This is a genomic window from Janibacter anophelis NBRC 107843 (assembly GCF_001570945.1).
Lineage (GTDB): Bacteria > Actinomycetota > Actinomycetes > Actinomycetales > Dermatophilaceae > Janibacter > Janibacter anophelis.
In genome coordinates this window covers 14,473-30,911 of sequence record NZ_BCSQ01000002.1, presented here as the reverse complement: position 1 = coordinate 30,911, position 16,439 = coordinate 14,473, and the positions used below count along the sequence as shown (strand labels likewise).

The window sequence follows — 16,439 nt, the reverse complement described above, 5'->3', positions numbered from 1 at the left end:
TGCCCTACGGCACTGCAGAGTCTTGACGTCGAGAGGTTGCATCTCCCCGGGGAGATGCGCACTCAGCGGTCGGCGACGACGATGCTCAGGTCGGGGTACTCGCCGTCGAGGTCGGACAGGACCTCGAGCACGCCCGGGTCGGTCCCGGTGCCCTCGGTCTCGAGGTGCGGGTCGGGGGCGTCGTGCCGTCCCGGGCGCCACACGAGGGTCCACGGGTGGTCGTGCCGGTCCGCGACATCGCGCAGGCAGTCCAGGAGCGCGTCGAGGTTGCGGCCGAACCACTCGGGGAAGAGCAGCGCCTCGGCGAAGCGGTCGTAGATCTCCTCGCGGTCCGCGCCCCCGTCGACGAGGTGCACGTGGTCGGTCCCGGCGACGGCACGGGCGAGCAGCCCGTCGACACCCGCGGCCTCGATGTGGATCACTGCCCCTCCTCGATCTGGCGGAAACTGTCGTAGTGGTCGTCGGTGTAGTAGCGGTCGCCGGCCTCGCCGCCGACGATGCGGCGTGCGCCGCGGTCGTCCTCGCCGGGCGTCGGCACCGTGTACTCGCGGTAGTACCCGCGCTGCTGCGAAGGGAGGATCCCCTCCCTGTTCTGGAAGGTGATCCCGTCGCGGTCGTACGGGAAGGGCCCGCCGGAGCGGATCAGCTCGAGCGTCTCGCGACCCTCCGGCGGCAGCGCGGACTCGGCGATCGTCGCCAGGCCCGAGTCCGGGGTGGCACCGCCCGACGACGGTGCGGCAGAACGGGTCTCGGACGTCGCGCTCGTGGCCCCGCCGTCGCCGGAGCCCCCCGAGTCACCGCCGGAGCCGCCCGCGACGACGATCCACGCGGCGAGCAGGATGAGGAGCAGGCCCCCGACCAGCTGCAGCCGGTTGCGCCAGGTCCGCGACACGTCAGAGCGCCAGGCCGACGTACTTGGTCTCGAGGTACTCCTCGATGCCCTCGAATCCCCCTTCGCGCCCGAAGCCGGAGTGCTTGACCCCGCCGAAGGGGGCGGACGGGTTGGAGACGATGCCCTGGTTGATGCCGACCATGCCGAACTCGAGCGCCTCGGCGACCCGGATCGTCCGGGCGGTGTGCTCGGTGAAGACGTACGCGACGAGGCCGTACTCCGTGGAGTTGGCGAGGCGGACCGCCTCGTCCTCCGTGCGGAAGGTCGTGATCGGCGCGACCGGACCGAAGATCTCCTCCGTGAGCACGCGCGCGCTCGCAGGGACGTCGGTGAGGACGGTCGGCGGGTAGAACCAGCCCTTGCCCGAGGGCACCTCGCCACCGACGAGGGCGCGGGCGCCCTGCGCGACCGCGTCGTCGACGAGCTCGGCGACACCGGTGCGCGCCTTCTCCGTGATGAGCGGGCCGACGTCGACCCCCTTCGTCGTGCCCTTGCCCATCGACAGCGCACCCATCCGGTCGGCGAGCGCGGTGGCGAACTCGTCGGCGACGGACTCGTGGACGATGAAGCGGTTGGCGGCCGTGCACGCCTCGCCGATGTTGCGCATCTTGGCGAGCATCGCGCCCTCGACCGCGCGCTCGAGGTCGGCGTCCTCGAAGACGACGAAGGGGGCATTGCCCCCGAGCTCCATCGACGTGCGCAGCAGCTGCTCGGAGGACTGCTCGACGAGCTTCTTGCCCACCTGGGTGGACCCGGTGAAGGTCAGCTTGCGCAGGCGCGGGTCGCGGATGATCGGCTCGCTCACCTCGCCGGAGGACGTCGTCGGCACGACGTTGAGCACACCGGCGGGCAGCCCGACCTCCTCGAGCAGCCGGGCCAGGGCGAGCATCGTCAGCGGGGTCTCGTGGGCGGGCTTGACGACGCTCGTGCAGCCGGCGGCGATGGCGGGCCCGATCTTGCGGGTGCCCATGGCGAGCGGGAAGTTCCACGGCGTGATGGCGAAGACGGGGCCGACGGGCTGCTTCATCGTCATCAGGCGGGTGCCGCCCGACGGGGCCACGGCGTAGCGTCCGTGGATGCGCACGGCCTCCTCGGCGAACCAGCGGAAGAACTCGGCACCGTAGGTCACCTCGCCGCGGGCCTCGGCCAGCGGCTTGCCCATCTCGAGCGTCATGAGCATGGCGAAGGTGTCCGCCCGCTCCGTGAGCAGCTCGAAGGCCGAGCGCAGGATCTCCGACCGGGCCCGCGGGTCGGTCGCGGCCCACTCGGCCTGCGCGGCGACGGCGGCGTCGAGCGCGGCCTTGCCGTCGGCCACGGTCGCGTCGGCGACCTCGACGAGCGTCTTGCCCGTGGCCGGGTCAGAGACGGCGAAGGTGGCTCCCTCACCGGCGTCACGCCACCGACCTCCGACGAAGAGCTGGGTGGGTGCGTACTCGAGGGCTGACTTCTGCGTCACGGCTGCCATGGGCCCTACGTTACGACCAACGGCCCCGCGGTGCGACTGGCGTAAATCCTCCGGTTTTGACACGCTTGTACCGATGAACTTCCCGCCGAAGCCCTCGGAGGCCGCCATGACTGTCACGACCCCCTTCGCCCGGGTCCTCCTCGACCAGGCGCACAGCAGCGCATGGTCGCTCGACGCCACCGTCGCCGAGCGGATGAACCCCGCCAACCCCGGCGACGCGAGCCTGGCCCGCGCCGCCGCAGTGCTGCGCGAGCGCGGCACCGAGGTCCTCGCGCACACCGACGGTGAGCTGACGGCCGCGGCCCTGGCGGACGTTGACGTCCTCGTCATCGCCCACCCCGCCGCTGCCTCCAGCGAGCGCGTCGCCGGCGACCTGCCCCCGGCCCTCTCCCCCGGCGAGATCACCGTGGTCACCGAGCACGTGGCGAAGGGGGGCGGTCTCGTCGTCCTCGCCGAGTGCGACCACGACGCCCACGGCAACAACCTCAACGACCTGCTCGCTCCCTTCGGCCTGCGGATCGTCTCCACCCTCGTCCACGAACGCGCCGACGGCGGCCGGCGCCACCTGGGCAACGCGACCTGGGTCCTCGGCGAGACCGGCGCCGGTCCGGGACAGGGGGTCATGGCCGGGATCGGCGAGGTGTGCTTCTACCGCGCCGGCACCATCGACGTCTCCGGCGCGCCGGGCGCACGCGTCCTCGCACGCAGCTCCGCCAGCGCCCACCCCGCCGGCCAGCCGCTCGCGGTCACGCTCGAGCACGGCGCCGGGCGCGTGGTCGTCCTCGCCGACTCGGACCTGGTCGGCGACGACTCGATCGGCGAGCTCGACCACGAGGAGCTGTGGGTCAACCTCGTGACGTGGGCGGGGAACGGGACGCAGGGCCTCGAGGCTCCGGCCGCGGACGGCCTGCGCACCGCCCACGCGGAACGTGGGACCCAGACCAGCGTGGTGGGGGCCGATGACCCGGCCTGGCGCGCGCTCAAGGCGGCGGTCGAGGAGCTGCGGCTGCTCCAGACCAAGGACGGGTCGCTGCGCGAGGACGCCGACCGCGAGCGCGCCACCGCGCTCGTCGCGACGATGGTCGAGCGGATCGCCGAGCTCGTCCCGCGTTTCCCACACGACGCGGACTACCTGGCCGCCCTGCCGGTGGATCTCCAGCGGTGGGTCGACGGCGGCTTCGGCGTGCCGGACTTCCTCGACTCGCTGCTCGCCTTCCGCCCCGACCAGCACCGGGTCGACGGCGCCGAGCACCTCGTCGTCTTCCCGATGTACACGCAGAACGGCAACCTCGACCGCGTCTTCGAGGCCGTCCTGCTCGACGTCATGTGGCCGCAGTGGCTCGCCGACGTCGAGGCGCGCTACGACAACCCGATGTTCCTCCCGGTGCGCTTCATCGACCACACGCCCGGCTACGACACCAACTCGGCCGTGCTCTTCCCCGAGACCGTCGCCGTGCGCGAGGTGCCGACCTTCCACTGGGGGGCGATCTTCTGCGACCGCGAGGCCGCGCGCTTCCGCCGCGTCACGGCCGCGTCCGCCGACGTCCTCGGCCTCGACCTGCCGCCCGAGGGTGAGCGCCTCGTCGCCTCCCAGGAGGTGGCGCAGGCGACCTTCGCGATGTGGGACCTCATCCACGACCGCACGCACAGCCACGGCGACCTGCCCTTCGACCCCTTCATGATCAAGCAGCGGATGCCGTTCTGGATGTACGCCCTCGAGGAGCTGCGCTGCGACCTCAACACCTTCCGCCAGTGCGTGCAGCTGGCCCACGAGGGCCACCCGTACGCCCGCTCGGTGCAGCTGGCGATCCTCTTCGACCGCCTCTTCCGTTTCCCCGTCACCGGTGACCGGGTGCGCAACTACGACGGCCTCGGCGGGCAGCTGCTCTTCGCCTGGCTGCACAAGCGTGGCGCGCTGCGCTGGACCGACAACACCCTGACCTTCGACTGGGCGCAGGTCCCGGCTGCGGTCGTCGCCCTGTCCGACGAGGTCGAGACGCTCTACCGCGACGGCATCGACCGCTCGCGGGTCGGCCACTGGATGGCCGCGCACGGCTTCATCGCCGGCTATGTCGCGCCGCACCCGGCGTCGGCGTGGGCGAAGGGGGCGGAGCACCTCCCCCTCGACGGCCCGCCCAAGGGGCTGACCGACCTCGTCCAGCCGGACGAGTTCCCGCTCAACGTCTTCTACGAGGCCCTGCGCAAGAAGCTGGCACCCGTCATCGAGTCCACTCGCGGCATCACCGGGACGCACGACCCGCGCGCCGCGGAGCGTGACACCGAGGCTGTCAGGATGTCCGCGTGACCGACACGAGCACCCAGGCCTCCCCCTTCGCCCCTCTGCACGACCCGTCCTCCCGGGGCTTTGCCAGCGACAACTACGCCGGCATCCACCCGGAGGTGCTCGCCGCGCTCGTCGCCGCCAACGGTGGCCACCAGGTCGCCTACGGCGAGGACGTGTACACCGCGCGGCTCACCGACGTGCTGACCGAGGTCTTCGGCACGACCGTCGAGGTCTTCCCGGTCTTCAACGGCACGGGCGCCAATGTCCTTGCGCTGCAGGCGTGCACGCCCCGCTGGGGGTCCGTGCTCACGACGAGCAGCGCGCACATCCACGTCGACGAGGCCGCCGCCCCCGAGCGCGTTGGCGGGCTCAAGGTCAACGTCATCGACACCCCGGACGGCAAGCTGACGCCGGAGCTGATCCGCGCCTACCCGGACCGCGCCGGCGACGAGCACTTCGCGCAGATCGGGGTCGTCTCGATCACCAACTCGACCGAGGTGGGCACGGTCTACTCGCCCGACGAGATCCGAGCGATCGCCGACCTCGTCCACGAGCGCGGTTGGGTGCTGCACCTCGACGGCTCGCGCCTGTCCAACGCCGCGGCTGCCCTCGGGGTCGAGCTGCGCGAGCTGACGAGCGATGCCGGGGTTGACATCCTCTCGCTCGGTGGCACCAAGGCCGGGGCGATGCTCGCCGAGGCGGTCGTCGTCCTCTCCCCCGACCGGGTAGCCGGCGCGACCTTCCTGCGCAAGCAGTCGATGCAGCTGGCGAGCAAGATGCGCTTCGTCTCGGCGCAGCTGCTCGCGCTCTTCGATGGCGACCTGTGGCGGCGCAATGCCGAGCACGCCAACGCGATGGCCCGACGTCTGGCCGACGGCGTCGCCGACATCGACGGGCTGCAGCTGCCGCACGCGGTCGAGGCCAACGCCGTCTTCCCGGTCCTGCCGCGCGAGGCCAGCGAGCGGCTCATGCGCTCCTTCCGCTTCTACTTCTGGGACGAGACGACCGGTCAGGTCCGGTGGATGTGCGCCTGGGACACGACCGAGAGCGACGTCGACCGCTTCGTCGAGGCGGTGCGCGCCGAACTGCGCTGACGGCTGTCGGCTTGCTCACACTTCGCCGAAATCGGCCGTGTGCACAGGAAGTACACAGACTGTTCAACTACAACTGAAGGGTGGCCCGCCTCCCCCGACTGACGAGCGCACCGGTTCTCGCCGGTGTGCTCGTCGTCTTCACGGCGCTGGCCGCCGGCCCCCTTCGCCCGTGGGACGAGATGCTCCAGGGCTACTGGGCCAAGCAGTACACCCCCAACTGGGCGACCTTCCTCGACAAGGTGCCCAATGCCGTGGCCGGTCAGGCGGTCTGCCTACCGGTCCTGCTGGCCGTCGCGCTCTTCCTCGCCCACAAGCACCGCACCTGGCATCCGCTGGCAATCGTGGCGGCCGCCGAGATCGGCTTCTACGTCGGCATCGGCGGGATGAAGGTGCTCCTCGGTCGCACCGCACCCGCCGCGGGCGACGGGGGGTTCTGGGAGGGAGGCGTGCTGGCGCACGGGTGGTACGGCATCGCCTACCCCTCGGGCCACGCGGCCGAGGCGATCCTCATCTACGGTGCCGCCGCGTACCTGCTGCGCGGATATGCCGGTCCCGACATGCGCCTGCGCAGCCGGCTCAACTGGCTCGTGGGGCTCATCGCCCTCAATGCCACCGTCGTCGCCTTCTACCTCGGGTTCCACTGGCCCACCGACCTCATCGCCGGTCTGCTCGCCGGTGGGCTCGTGCTGCGGGTCATCGTCGACGTCGACCGCGCGGTCGCGGCGCGGGGCCTGCCCTTCGGCTGGACCTACGCGCTCCCCCGCCGCCGTCCCGAGCCCGAGCCGGCTCCCGCGGCCCGGCCGCAGCCGGTGCCCGTCCCGGCCGCCGTCTGGCTGCGGACGCACCCCTTCGACCTGCCGAAGCCGAGCCTGACCAACATCCAGCCACTCTCGGTGGCTTGGTCCACCCGCGTCGCCGGGCAGCCCACCCGCCCCGAGCGCGAGCTCCAGCTGCACTGACCGGACCTCCCGGTCTGCATTGCCCTATGGCAATGCAGTGTCTTGACGTCAAGAGGCTGCATTGCCATAGGGCAATGCAGCCTCTTCGTCGGAAGGGGGCGGTCAGCTCTCGATGTTGGCCATGACGTGCTTGACGCGGGTGTAGTCCTCGAATCCGTACATCGACAGGTCCTTGCCGTAGCCGGATCGCTTGAACCCACCGTGCGGCATCTCGGCGACGAGCGGGATGTGGGTGTTGATCCACACGCAGCCGAAGTCCAGGCGCTTGCTCATGCGCATCGCCCGACCGAAGTCCCTGGTCCACACGCTCGACGCCAGCCCGTACTCGACGCCGTTGGCCCAGGCCACGGCCTGATCCTCGTCGGTGAACCGCTGGACGGTGATGACCGGCCCGAAGATCTCGTCCTGGATCGCCTCGTCGTCCTGCTGCAGGCCCGAGACGACCGTCGGCGCGTAGAAGAAGCCGTCGCCCATCGCCGTGAGGCGCTCCCCGCCCTGCGCGAGCGTGGCGTGGTCGGGCAGCCGGTCGATGAACCCGGCGACCCGCTCCAGCTGGTTGCTGTTGTTGACCGGGCCGAGCAGCGCGTCGTCGTCGTCGGGCATCCCGACCTTGGCGTTGTCGCGGGCGAACTCGGCGAGCGCGGCGACGAAGTCGTCGTGGATGCCGGGGGCCGCGAGGACACGGGTGGCCGCCGTGCAGTCCTGGCCCGCGTTGAAGTAGCCCGCGGTGGCGATCCCCTCGACGGCGGCCTCGATGTCGGCGTCGTCGAAGACGACGACCGGCGCCTTGCCACCGAGCTCCAGGTGGGCGCGGGTGAGGTTCTTGGCGGCCGAGGCGGCGACCTCGAGGCCGGCGCGGACCGAGCCGGTGATCGACACGAGTCCGGGGGTCTGGTGCTCGACGAGCATCCGACCGGTGTCGCGGTCACCGGTGATGACGTTGAAGGTGCCGGCGGGCAGGAACTCGCTGGCGATCTCGGCCATGAGCAGCGTCGTCTCGGGGGTGGTGTCGCTCGGCTTGAGCACGACCGTGTTGCCGGCCGCGAGGGCCGGGCCGATCTTCCACGCGGCCATCATCATCGGGTAGTTCCACGGGGTCACCTGGCCGACGACGCCGATCGGCTCGCGGCGGATCCAGCTCGTGTGGCCCTTCATGTACTCGCCCGCGGACTTGCCCTCGAGCACCCGGGCGGCGCCGGCGAAGAAGCGCAGCTGGTCGCACATCACCGGGACCTCCTCGGAGGCGGTGAGGGCGTGCGGCTTACCGGTGTTCTCCCCTTCGATCCGGATGAGGTCGTCCGCGCGCGCCTCGAGGGCGTCCGCGAACTTGAGCATCGCGCTCTGGCGCTCGCCCGGCGTCGTCTCGCCCCACTCGGCGAAGGCCCGGTCGGCGCTCGCGTAGGCGGCGTCGACGTCGGCCTGCGTCGAGACGGGCGCGTGGGCGACCACCTGACCGGTCGCCGGGTTGACCAGCTCGGTGCTCGCGTCGCCCGAGGCGTCGACGTACTCGCCACCGACGAAGTTGCGCAGGGTCCGGGGCTGGGTCACGACAGGGGTCCTTCCGATCGGGAAATGTGATCCCGACCATAGTGCGCGAAGGGGGATATCGACAGCCTCCCGAGCGTGAAAGTTGGAAAACATCTGCTGATCCGTCCCCACGATACGGATTCCGTGGGCCCCGGCTTGCCATCGGAGCGCGATGGGGCCACGATGGCGACATGTCCGCGTCCGTCCAGCTCGACGAGATGAGCAAGCAGATCATCGAGCACCTGCAGGAGGACGGACGCCAGTCGTACGCGGCGATCGGACGCGCCGTCGGACTGTCCGAGGCGGCGGTTCGACAGCGCGTGCAACGCCTCCTCGACGCCGAGGTGATGCAGATCGTCGCGGTGACCGACCCGCTCCAGGTGGGCTTCCACCGTCAGGCGATGATCGGCATCTCCGTCGACGGTGACCTGCGGCCCGTCGGCGACGCGCTCGCCGCCATGCCCGAGGTCTCCTACGTCGTCACCACCGCCGGCAGCTTCGACGTCCTCGCCGAGATCGTCTGCGAGGACGACGACGAGCTGCTCGCCCTGCTCACCGGGCGCATCCGCACCCTGCCCGGTGTGCGCTCCACCGAGACCTTCGTCTATCTCAAGCTCAACAAGCAGCACTACAACTGGGGGACCAGATGACCCAACCGCCCACCACCGCCCTCGGCACCGACATGCAGCAGGCGGCCCGCGACCACCTGTGGATGCACTTCACCCGCCACTCCGTGTACGAGCAGGGCGGGCACGTGCCGACGATCGTGCGCGGCGAGGGGCACAAGATCTGGGACGACACCGGGCGCGAGTACATCGACGCCCTCGCCGGCCTCTTCGTCGTCCAGGTCGGCCACGGCCGCACCGAGCTCGCCGAGACGGCGATGAAGCAGGCCGAGAAGCTCGCCTTCTTCCCCATCTGGTCCTACGCGCACCCGGCCGCGATCGAGCTCGCCGAGCGCCTGGCCCAGGGCGCCCCCGGCGACCTCAACCGGGTCTTCTTCACCACCGGTGGCGGCGAGGCCGTCGAGTCCGCGTGGAAGCTGGCCAAGCAGTACTTCAAGCTCACCGGCAAGCCGCGCAAGCACAAGGTGATCTCCCGCTCGATCGCCTACCACGGCACCCCGCACGGCGCGCTGTCGATCACCGGCCTGCCGCCGCTCAAGGAGGACTTCGAGCCGCTGGTGCCCGGTGCGCACAAGGTGCCCAACACCAACATCTACCGGGCCTCGGAGGAGCTGCGCGACGACCCCAAGGCCTTCGGCCGCTGGGCCGCCGACCGGATCGCCGAGGCCATCGAGTTCGAGGGCCCCGACACCGTCGCCGCCGTCTTCCTCGAGCCGGTGCAGAATGCCGGCGGCTGCTTCCCGCCGCCCCCCGGGTACTTCGAGCGGGTCCGCGAGATCTGCGACGAGTACGACGTGCTACTCGTCTCCGACGAGGTCATCTGCGCCTTCGGCCGCATCGGCTCGATGTTCGCGTGCAGCGACTTCGGGTACGTGCCCGACATCATCACCTGCGCGAAGGGGATGACCTCCGGCTACTCGCCCATCGGCGCGATGATCGCGAGCGACCGGCTCTTCGAGCCGTACAAGGAGGGCACCAACTCCTTCGCCCACGGCTACACCTTCGGCGGTCACCCGGTCAGCTCGGCCGTCGCCCTGGCCAACCTCGACATCTTCGAGCGCGAGGGCCTCAACGACCACGTGAAGCAGAATGCGCCGGCCTTCCGCAAGACCCTCGAGCGGCTGCACGACCTGCCGATCGTCGGCGACGTGCGCGGCGAGGGCTACTTCTACGGGATCGAGCTGGTCAAGGACAAGGCGACGCGGGAGACCTTCAACGAGGCCGAGTCCGAGTCGATGCTGCGTGGGTTCCTCTCCAAGGCCCTCTTCGACGCCGGTCTCTACTGCCGCGCCGACGACCGCGGCGACCCGGTCGTCCAGCTCGCTCCCCCACTGACGATCGGCCAGGCCGAGTTCGACGACATCGAGCAGCGGCTGCGCTCGGTGCTCACGGAGGCGCAGAACCACCTGTGACCGACCGGAGCCGCCGCTCGGGTCGAGGTCAGTCGCTCATGTCCGACACCGTGGTGAAGACGTAGCCGTCGGCCCGCAACGTGCTCACGATCTGCGGCAGTGCGTCGAGGGTGCGGTAGCCGCCGAGGTGCGCCAGCACGATCGTGCCCGACGACGGGCGCGGACTCGTGGTGCGGGAGACGATCTGTGATGTCGTCGTCGCCGGGTCCCAGTCGATGGTGTCCCGGCTCCACATGATCGTCTTCGTCGACCCCACCGCCGCCGCGTGCTGCCGGACGAAGGAGTTGTGCGATCCGTACGGAGGGCGCCAGTAGGGGCGGGGGCTCATGCCGGTCCCGGAGCGGATGACCTGGTCGGTCGACGTCAACTCGCTGCGGATGAAGCTGCTCGTCATGCTCCGCCGGCACGGGGCCGCGCTCGGGGAGCCACCGCCACCGCTGACCAGGTCGCAGTGGTGCCACGTGTGGTTGGCCACCTCGAAGAGCTCGGGGTGCTTGCCGATGTCGGCCATGACCCGCCGCCCCTCGGCGGTGTCGGCCATGGCACCGGCGAGGAAGAAGGTCGTGCACACCTGGTTGTCCGCGAGGTAGGCGACGATGTCACGGGCCGGCTCCAGTCGTCCGCCCATGTCGAGGGTGAAGGCGATCTGCTTGGGTGACGCCGAGACCTGCGAGATCACCTGGGTCGAGCTCGTCGTCATCTTGTTGCCGACCCAACACGCACCGACGATCCGCTGGGCGTGCTTGGCCACCTCCGGGCCCACCACGTCGGGCCCACCGACCAGGTAGGCCGTGCGCGGGCTGACCCGCTGGATCTCGCCCCGGGTCGAGGGGTAGAGGCCGTTGCCGATGCCCAGCAGGATCGGGCCGCGCGTGATCCCCGCAGGGACGACTGCCGCCAGGGCGTCGGGGAAGTTGCGGCCCGTGGCGAAGAAGGTCGTCGGCCGGTCGCTGCTGAAGACCCGACGTGAGATGGCCACCGCCGTGTCGTAGCGCGTCGCACCGGCGACCCGCTCCACCGTCGCGATCGAGCGCAAGGCATCCGCTGTCGCGTCCGACACGGCAGCCGTGCCGCCGAGCAGCAGGATGCGGTCCGGGTCCAGACGCCTCAGCTCGGCGGCCAGGGCCGGCGGCACCGCACCCCGGTCGGTGAGGAGCATCGGTGCCGACATCACGCCGGCTGCCGCACCACCGGTGAGCGCATCGGGATAGGCACGCCCGGTGGCGACGTAGACGTTCTCCGGGCCAGCCGGGAAGAACCGCCGCGAGACGAGCGCGGCCGTCTCCCACCGGTCGGCTCCCCCGATACGCGTGACCGAGCCGGCCGTCAGGCCCGACAGCTGGGTCCGCACGGCCTCCGTCAGGGCGCTCGTGCCGCCGATCAGGTAGATCCGCTGCGGCCGCAGCCGCTGGAGCTCGGCGATGGTGGCGTTGGGCAGGAAGGTGCGCTGGGAGAAGAGGACGGGAGCGCCGACCTCCGCGGCGGCGGGTCCGGCCGCGATCGCATCGGGAAAGGCCCGGCCGGTCGTGACGAACGCCGCCGGGACGCCCGGGTCGAAGAACTCACGGGAGACCGCCGCCGCGGTGCTCCAGCGGTCGGCACCGGCCACCCGCTCGACCTTGAACCGAAGGTCGCCGGTCGGGTCTGCTGCACGTGCCGGCCCAGTCGTCGCCAGCCCGCTCACAACGAGTGCGAGCGCGGCAACGACCGGTAGCAGGAGTCTGCGAAATCGGGATGCGACGGACATCGGGCCCTCCCTCGGGCGATCCGCGGACGCGGTGGTCACGAGCCGACGGGCACGAACCGTGGCTGCCAAATGTACGCCTGTCGCCGGGCTGCCGGAAGGGGCGATCCGGCTAGCGTGACGGCCATGACCACCCGGGAGACGCGGCCGCACCCCACCCAGGACCGGCTCGGTCGGCGGGCCGACGATCCGGCCTTCCGCGAGGTGCACGACGACGACGAGTTGCGGGCGCTGACGGACGCCGGGGGCGGCCTGTCCGGCTGGCGCGTGCAGGGCCTGGACCTCGAACCGCATGCCGAGGACCTGACCCGGGCCGACGTCCATGGCCTCGTCGTGCTCGGCGGCACGGTGCCCGACGACTTGGCCCGCGACCTCGTCGCCCGCGGCGCCGTGATCATCCCGCCGGACCCGACGTGCCCGGTCCACCCCTTCCGCGCGCGGCTGTACACCCCCTTCGACCTGTACGGGGGCATGGCCGAGGCGGGCTACGAGACCACGGTGGACGCCCGGGCCTACGCCTGGAGCCGGGAGGCGCGCACCCAGCACGACGCCTGGGCGACCCTGTTGCGCGCGGTCCACGACGACGCCGTCCATGACGCGCTCGTCGAGGCCCTGCACGGGCTGGACGTCGTGGGGGTCATGGGCGGGCACGCGCTGGAGCGCGGCAGCAGCGACTACGCCGACGCCGCCCGGCTCGGCCACGCCCTCGCCGCCGCGGATCGGGCCGTGCTCACCGGCGGTGGACCGGGCGCGATGGAGGCGGCTAACCTCGGCGCGATCGCGGACTCCCCCGCAGACGTCGAGGCGGCGCTCGCGAGGCTGACGGAGGTGCCCTCCTTCCGTCCGTCGATCGACGACTGGGCGGCCCTGGCGCTCTCGGTCCGCGAGGACCTCGACGTCGCGGACGGCGGCGCGCGCAGCTTCGGCATCCCCACGTGGTTCTACGGCCACGAGCCGCCCAATGTCTTCTGCGACGGGATCGCGAAGTACTTCTCCAACGCGCTGCGCGAGGACGTGCTGCTCGCGCGCAGCACGGGCGGGCTCGTCGTGCTGCCCGGCGCGGCGGGGACGGTGCAGGAGATCTTCCAGGCCGCGACGCCGCTCTACTACGCGCCGGACGACCAGCCGATGCCGCCGCTCGTGCTCGTCGGCCTCGAGCACTGGACCGACACGCTGCCGGTGTGGCCCGCCCTGCGCGCCCTCGGCACCGGCCGGCCCCTCGGTGAGGCGCTGCACCTCGTCGCCACGCCCGAGGAGGCCGCGGCGATCATCCTGGCCTGAGCGCCACCGCTCCCCCACGCCCGACAAAGTGTGGCTGGCTACACCCTGGATGGTCGGCCACACCACGTGCTGTGGCTGACCATCGAAGCTGTAGCCAGCCACAGTTTGTATGGCCACGGGTGGTGTGGAGCGAGCGCCCGCCTAGTCGAAGACGATCGTGCGCCGCCCGCGCAGGACGACCCTGCGCTCGACGTGCCAGCGCAGGGCGCGGGCGAAGGCCATCGCCTCGAGCTCGGCGCCGGTGGCGGCCAGCTGGGCCGGGCTCATCCGGTGGTCGACCCGGCGGAAGTCCTGCTCGATGATCGGGCCCTCGTCCAGGTCCGAGGTGACGTAGTGCGCGGTCGCCCCGATGACCTTGACCCCGCGGTCGTGCGCCTGCGAGTACGGGCGCGCGCCCTTGAAGGAGGGCAGCAGGGAGTGGTGGATGTTGATGACCCGGCCGGGGAAGTCGGCGCACAGGTCCTCGGACAGCACCTGCATGTACCGCGCGAGCGCGACCGTCTCGACCCGCTCGGCCGCGATGATCTCGCGCAGCCGCGCCTCGGCCTGCGGCTTGGTCCCCGGCGTCACCGGGACGTGGTGGAAGGGGATGCCGTGCCACTCGACCTCGGCGCGGAAGTCCTCGTGGTTGGAGACGACCGCGGGCACGACGACGTTGAGCTGGCCGGTGCGCACCCGGAAGAGCAGGTCGTTGAGCACGTGGCCCTGACGGCTGACCATGACGAGCAGCCGGTGCGGCTGCAGCGGGTCGTGGATGTCGACGTCGGCGCCCAGCTCGTCCGCCAGCCGGGCCCGCTCGACCTCGAGGCGCTCGGCGTCCAGGTCGCCCTCTCCCTGCAGGTGCATCCGCAGGTGGAACTCCCCCGTCGTCGGGTCACCGAACTGCTGGCTGTCGAGGATGTTCAGCCCCAGGCCGGCCATCGCGCCGGTCACCGCGTGCACGATGCCGAGCCGGTCCGGGCCGTTGAGGGTCAGGACGATCTCGCGGCCGAGGCCGCTGACGAGGGACCCGCTCATGCTGCGCCCGAGGTGGCCGCCGCGAGCTGCCCGCAGGCCCCGTCGATGTCGCTGCCGCGGGTGTCACGGACCGTCGTCGGGATGCCGTGGGCGCGCAGCCGCTCGACGAACTGCTGCTCCACGCCGCGCCGCGACGCGGTCCACTTCGACCCGGGTGTCGGGTTGAGCGGGATCGGGTTGACGTGCACCCAGCCCTTGCCGCGTTCGGTGAGCTTCTTGCCGAGCAGGTCCGCGCGCCAGGCCTGGTCGTTGATGTCCCGGATGAGGGCGTACTCGATGCTCACCCGGCGTCCGGTGCGCAGGTAGTAGCGGTGCGCGGCGTCGATCGCCTCGTCGACCTTGAAGCGGGTGTTGATCGGCACGAGCTCGTCGCGCAGCTCGTCGTCCGGCGCGTGCAGCGACAGCGCGAGCGTCACCGGGATGCCCTCCTCGGTGAGCCGGTCGATGCCGGTGACCAGACCGACGGACGACATCGTGATGCCGCGGGCGCTCATGCCGAGCCCCTCCGGCGAGGGGTCGACCATCCGCCGGATGGCGCCGATGGCCGCCTTGTAGTTGGCCAGTGCCTCGCCCATCCCCATGAAGACGACATTGGTCACCCGGCGACCGGCGGACGAAGGGAGGGACTCCCCTTCGTCATCGGCCTCGGCTCCGAGGGCGACGCCGCTCTCGCCGTCGAGCCGCAGGTCGCCCGCGTCAGCGAGCAGGCGGTTGGCGGCAACCACCTGGTCGACGATCTCGGCCGTCGACATGTTGCGGGTCAGGCCCTCCTGCCCGGTGGCGCAGAAGGGGCAGTTCATCCCACAACCGGCCTGGCTCGAGATGCAGATCGTCGCGCGGCGCGGGTAGCGCATGAGGACCGACTCGACGAGGGCGCCGTCGTGCAGGCGCCACACCGACTTCAGCGTCGCGCCCTGGTCCGCGGAGATGGTGCGCACGGGCGTGAGCAGCCGCGGCAGCATCGCGGTGACGAGCTCCTCGCGGGCCGCCTTGGGCAGGTCCGACATCCGCTCCGGGTCGTCGGTGTGGTGGGTGAAGTAGTGCGTCGACAGCTGCTTGGCGCGGAATCCCGGCAGGCCGAGCTCCTTGGCCCACTCGACCCGACCGGCGAGGTCGAGGTCGGCGAGATGGCGCGGCGGCTTGCCCCGCCGGGGCGCGGTCATCGTCAACTGGCCGGGCACCGGGCGGGTGGTCGAGGGCGTGGGCAGGTCGGTCATCGCCCCCAGTGTCTCAGTTCAGGAGCAGGCTCCCCCAAGGTGTGGTCAGTGCGGAGCGATGAGCCGCAGCGCGAACCACGCGAGCGGCACGACGAGCACGAGCGAGTCCAGCCGGTCCATCAGGCCGCCGTGGCCCGGGATGATGTTGGACATGTCTTTGATGCCGAGGTTGCGCTTGAGGCTGGACTCGATGAGGTCGCCGATCGTCGCGGTCGGCGCCACGAGCGCGCCGAAGAGCGCGCCCTGCCACCACGGACCGTCCAGCGTCAGCGGGATGGTGATCGCCCCGACGACCGCGCAGGCGAAGACGGAGCCGGCGAAGCCCTCCCAGGACTTCTTCGGCGACAACCGCGGCGCCATCGGGTGCTTGCCGAAGAGGACACCGAAGGCATAGCCGCCGATGTCGGAGAAGACGGTGACGATGATGAAGACGAAGATGCGCCACTGGCCCTGCGGCTCCGCGAGCATCATCGCCGCGAAGCCGGCGAGCAGGCACGGGTAGAGCAGGATGAGGGCCCCCGCCCCGACATCGCGCAGCGCCCCGGTCATCCCGTCGGCCACGCGCCAGACCAGGGTCGCGACGAGGGTGAGGGCACAGGCGAAGACGAGCGCCTCGGCACCGCGGACGTAGGCCGCGACGATCATGCTCACCGCACCGATGGCGACGGGGGCGAAGGGGGCGAACAAGCCCCCTTCGGACAGGGCCTGACGCATCTCCCAGACCGCGACGACCATCGCGAGGCAGATGACGGCGACGAAGGCCACCGGGTGGATGATGAGCGTCCCGGCCGCCAACGCCCCCAGGGTCACGCCGGAGGCGATCGCGACGGGCAGGTTGCGGCCCGCCCGGCTCGAGGGCCCCGCGGGTGCCGGTGTCGCGGCCCTGATCGCGCGCCGGGTCTCGGGCTCGGGTGCGGTCAC

General features: G+C 71.3%; 14 protein-coding genes. 6 read left to right on the top strand and 8 right to left on the bottom strand.

The annotated features are described in order from the left end of the window. Positions 1–62: 62 nt before the first annotated feature. The 3 genes from JAN01S_RS00905 to JAN01S_RS00895 are packed head-to-tail and all read right to left on the bottom strand — an operon-like array spanning position 63 to position 2,357. Positions 63–422, bottom strand: a complete 360-nt coding sequence (locus JAN01S_RS00905; RefSeq protein ID WP_068312248.1) for a barstar family protein — start codon at positions 420–422, stop codon at positions 63–65. Further along, complete coding sequence (locus JAN01S_RS00900) at positions 419–892, bottom strand: guanyl-specific ribonuclease (protein ID WP_068312245.1); 474 nt, start codon at positions 890–892, stop codon at positions 419–421. The genes JAN01S_RS00905 and JAN01S_RS00900 overlap by 4 nt, the downstream gene beginning before the upstream one ends. A 1-nt stretch (position 893) precedes the next feature. Beyond that, positions 894–2,357, bottom strand: a complete 1,464-nt coding sequence (locus JAN01S_RS00895) for an NAD-dependent succinate-semialdehyde dehydrogenase (protein ID WP_068312242.1) — start codon at positions 2,355–2,357, stop codon at positions 894–896. Positions 2,358–2,463: 106 nt separating this feature from the next. Here JAN01S_RS00895 and JAN01S_RS00890 point away from each other — a divergent pair, with 106 nt between their 5' ends. The 3 genes from JAN01S_RS00890 (at position 2,464) to JAN01S_RS00880 (ending at position 6,694) form a co-directional block, all read left to right on the top strand. Further along, positions 2,464–4,662, top strand: coding sequence for a DUF6421 family protein (locus JAN01S_RS00890; protein WP_068312413.1), 2,199 nt, complete (start codon positions 2,464–2,466; stop codon positions 4,660–4,662). Beyond that, the gene (locus tag JAN01S_RS00885) at positions 4,659–5,735 is read left to right on the top strand and encodes a threonine aldolase family protein (protein WP_068312239.1); all 1,077 of its coding nucleotides are present in this window, start codon (positions 4,659–4,661) and stop codon (positions 5,733–5,735) included. Before JAN01S_RS00890 ends, JAN01S_RS00885 begins: the two co-directional genes overlap by 4 nt. 80 nt (positions 5,736–5,815) lie before the next feature. Then, complete coding sequence (locus tag JAN01S_RS00880; RefSeq protein ID WP_157075540.1) at positions 5,816–6,694, top strand: phosphatase PAP2 family protein; 879 nt, start codon at positions 5,816–5,818, stop codon at positions 6,692–6,694. 102 nt (positions 6,695–6,796) lie between these two features. Here the strand turns inward: JAN01S_RS00880 and JAN01S_RS00875 are convergent, their stop codons facing one another. Further along, entirely contained in the window at positions 6,797–8,242 is a 1,446-nt protein-coding gene (locus JAN01S_RS00875; protein ID WP_068312233.1) for a gamma-aminobutyraldehyde dehydrogenase, read from the bottom strand. Positions 8,243–8,412: 170 nt separating this feature from the next. Here JAN01S_RS00875 and JAN01S_RS00870 point away from each other — a divergent pair, with 170 nt between their 5' ends. Together JAN01S_RS00870 and JAN01S_RS00865 are read left to right on the top strand one after the other, a co-directional pair. After that, positions 8,413–8,871 (top strand): Lrp/AsnC family transcriptional regulator, encoded by a 459-nt coding sequence (locus tag JAN01S_RS00870; RefSeq protein WP_068312230.1) that lies wholly within the window; start codon positions 8,413–8,415, stop codon positions 8,869–8,871. Next, positions 8,868–10,259, top strand: coding sequence for an aspartate aminotransferase family protein (locus tag JAN01S_RS00865; protein ID WP_068312227.1), 1,392 nt, complete (start codon positions 8,868–8,870; stop codon positions 10,257–10,259). Before JAN01S_RS00870 ends, JAN01S_RS00865 begins: the two co-directional genes overlap by 4 nt. Positions 10,260–10,287: 28 nt before the next feature. On the opposite strand, the gene JAN01S_RS00860 is transcribed toward JAN01S_RS00865, so the two are convergent. Continuing rightward, the gene (locus JAN01S_RS00860; protein ID WP_068312224.1) at positions 10,288–11,868 is read right to left on the bottom strand and encodes a cell wall-binding repeat-containing protein; all 1,581 of its coding nucleotides are present in this window, start codon (positions 11,866–11,868) and stop codon (positions 10,288–10,290) included. Between the two features lie 261 nt (positions 11,869–12,129). Between JAN01S_RS00860 and JAN01S_RS00855 the strand changes: the two genes are divergently transcribed. Then, complete coding sequence (locus JAN01S_RS00855; protein WP_157075539.1) at positions 12,130–13,284, top strand: LOG family protein; 1,155 nt, start codon at positions 12,130–12,132, stop codon at positions 13,282–13,284. A 141-nt stretch (positions 13,285–13,425) separates the two neighbouring features. On the opposite strand, the gene purU is transcribed toward JAN01S_RS00855, so the two are convergent. The 3 genes from purU to JAN01S_RS00840 are packed head-to-tail and all read right to left on the bottom strand — an operon-like array spanning position 13,426 to position 16,439. Continuing rightward, positions 13,426–14,301 (bottom strand): formyltetrahydrofolate deformylase, encoded by an 876-nt coding sequence (gene purU, locus JAN01S_RS00850; RefSeq protein WP_068312221.1) that lies wholly within the window; start codon positions 14,299–14,301, stop codon positions 13,426–13,428. Further along, positions 14,298–15,518 (bottom strand): 23S rRNA (adenine(2503)-C(2))-methyltransferase RlmN, encoded by a 1,221-nt coding sequence (gene rlmN / locus JAN01S_RS00845; protein ID WP_068312217.1) that lies wholly within the window; start codon positions 15,516–15,518, stop codon positions 14,298–14,300. The genes purU and rlmN overlap by 4 nt, the downstream gene beginning before the upstream one ends. Before the next feature lie 45 nt (positions 15,519–15,563). Next, complete coding sequence (locus tag JAN01S_RS00840) at positions 15,564–16,439, bottom strand: phosphatidate cytidylyltransferase (RefSeq protein WP_068312214.1); 876 nt, start codon at positions 16,437–16,439, stop codon at positions 15,564–15,566.

What these genes read in the sequence shown, in the direction of transcription:
- JAN01S_RS00890 (WP_068312413.1), top strand. Translation starts at nt 2,464, where the DNA reads ATGACTGTCACGACCCCCTTCGCCCGGGTCCTCCTCGACCAGGCGCAC.
- JAN01S_RS00870 (WP_068312230.1), top strand. Translation starts at nt 8,413, where the DNA reads ATGTCCGCGTCCGTCCAGCTCGACGAGATGAGCAAGCAGATCATCGAG.
- purU (WP_068312221.1), bottom strand. Translation starts at nt 14,301, where the DNA reads ATGAGCGGGTCCCTCGTCAGCGGCCTCGGCCGCGAGATCGTCCTGACC.
- JAN01S_RS00865 (WP_068312227.1), top strand. Translation starts at nt 8,868, where the DNA reads ATGACCCAACCGCCCACCACCGCCCTCGGCACCGACATGCAGCAGGCG.
- JAN01S_RS00895 (WP_068312242.1), bottom strand. Translation starts at nt 2,357, where the DNA reads ATGGCAGCCGTGACGCAGAAGTCAGCCCTCGAGTACGCACCCACCCAG.
- JAN01S_RS00855 (WP_157075539.1), top strand. Translation starts at nt 12,130, where the DNA reads ATGACCACCCGGGAGACGCGGCCGCACCCCACCCAGGACCGGCTCGGT.
- rlmN (WP_068312217.1), bottom strand. Translation starts at nt 15,518, where the DNA reads ATGACCGACCTGCCCACGCCCTCGACCACCCGCCCGGTGCCCGGCCAG.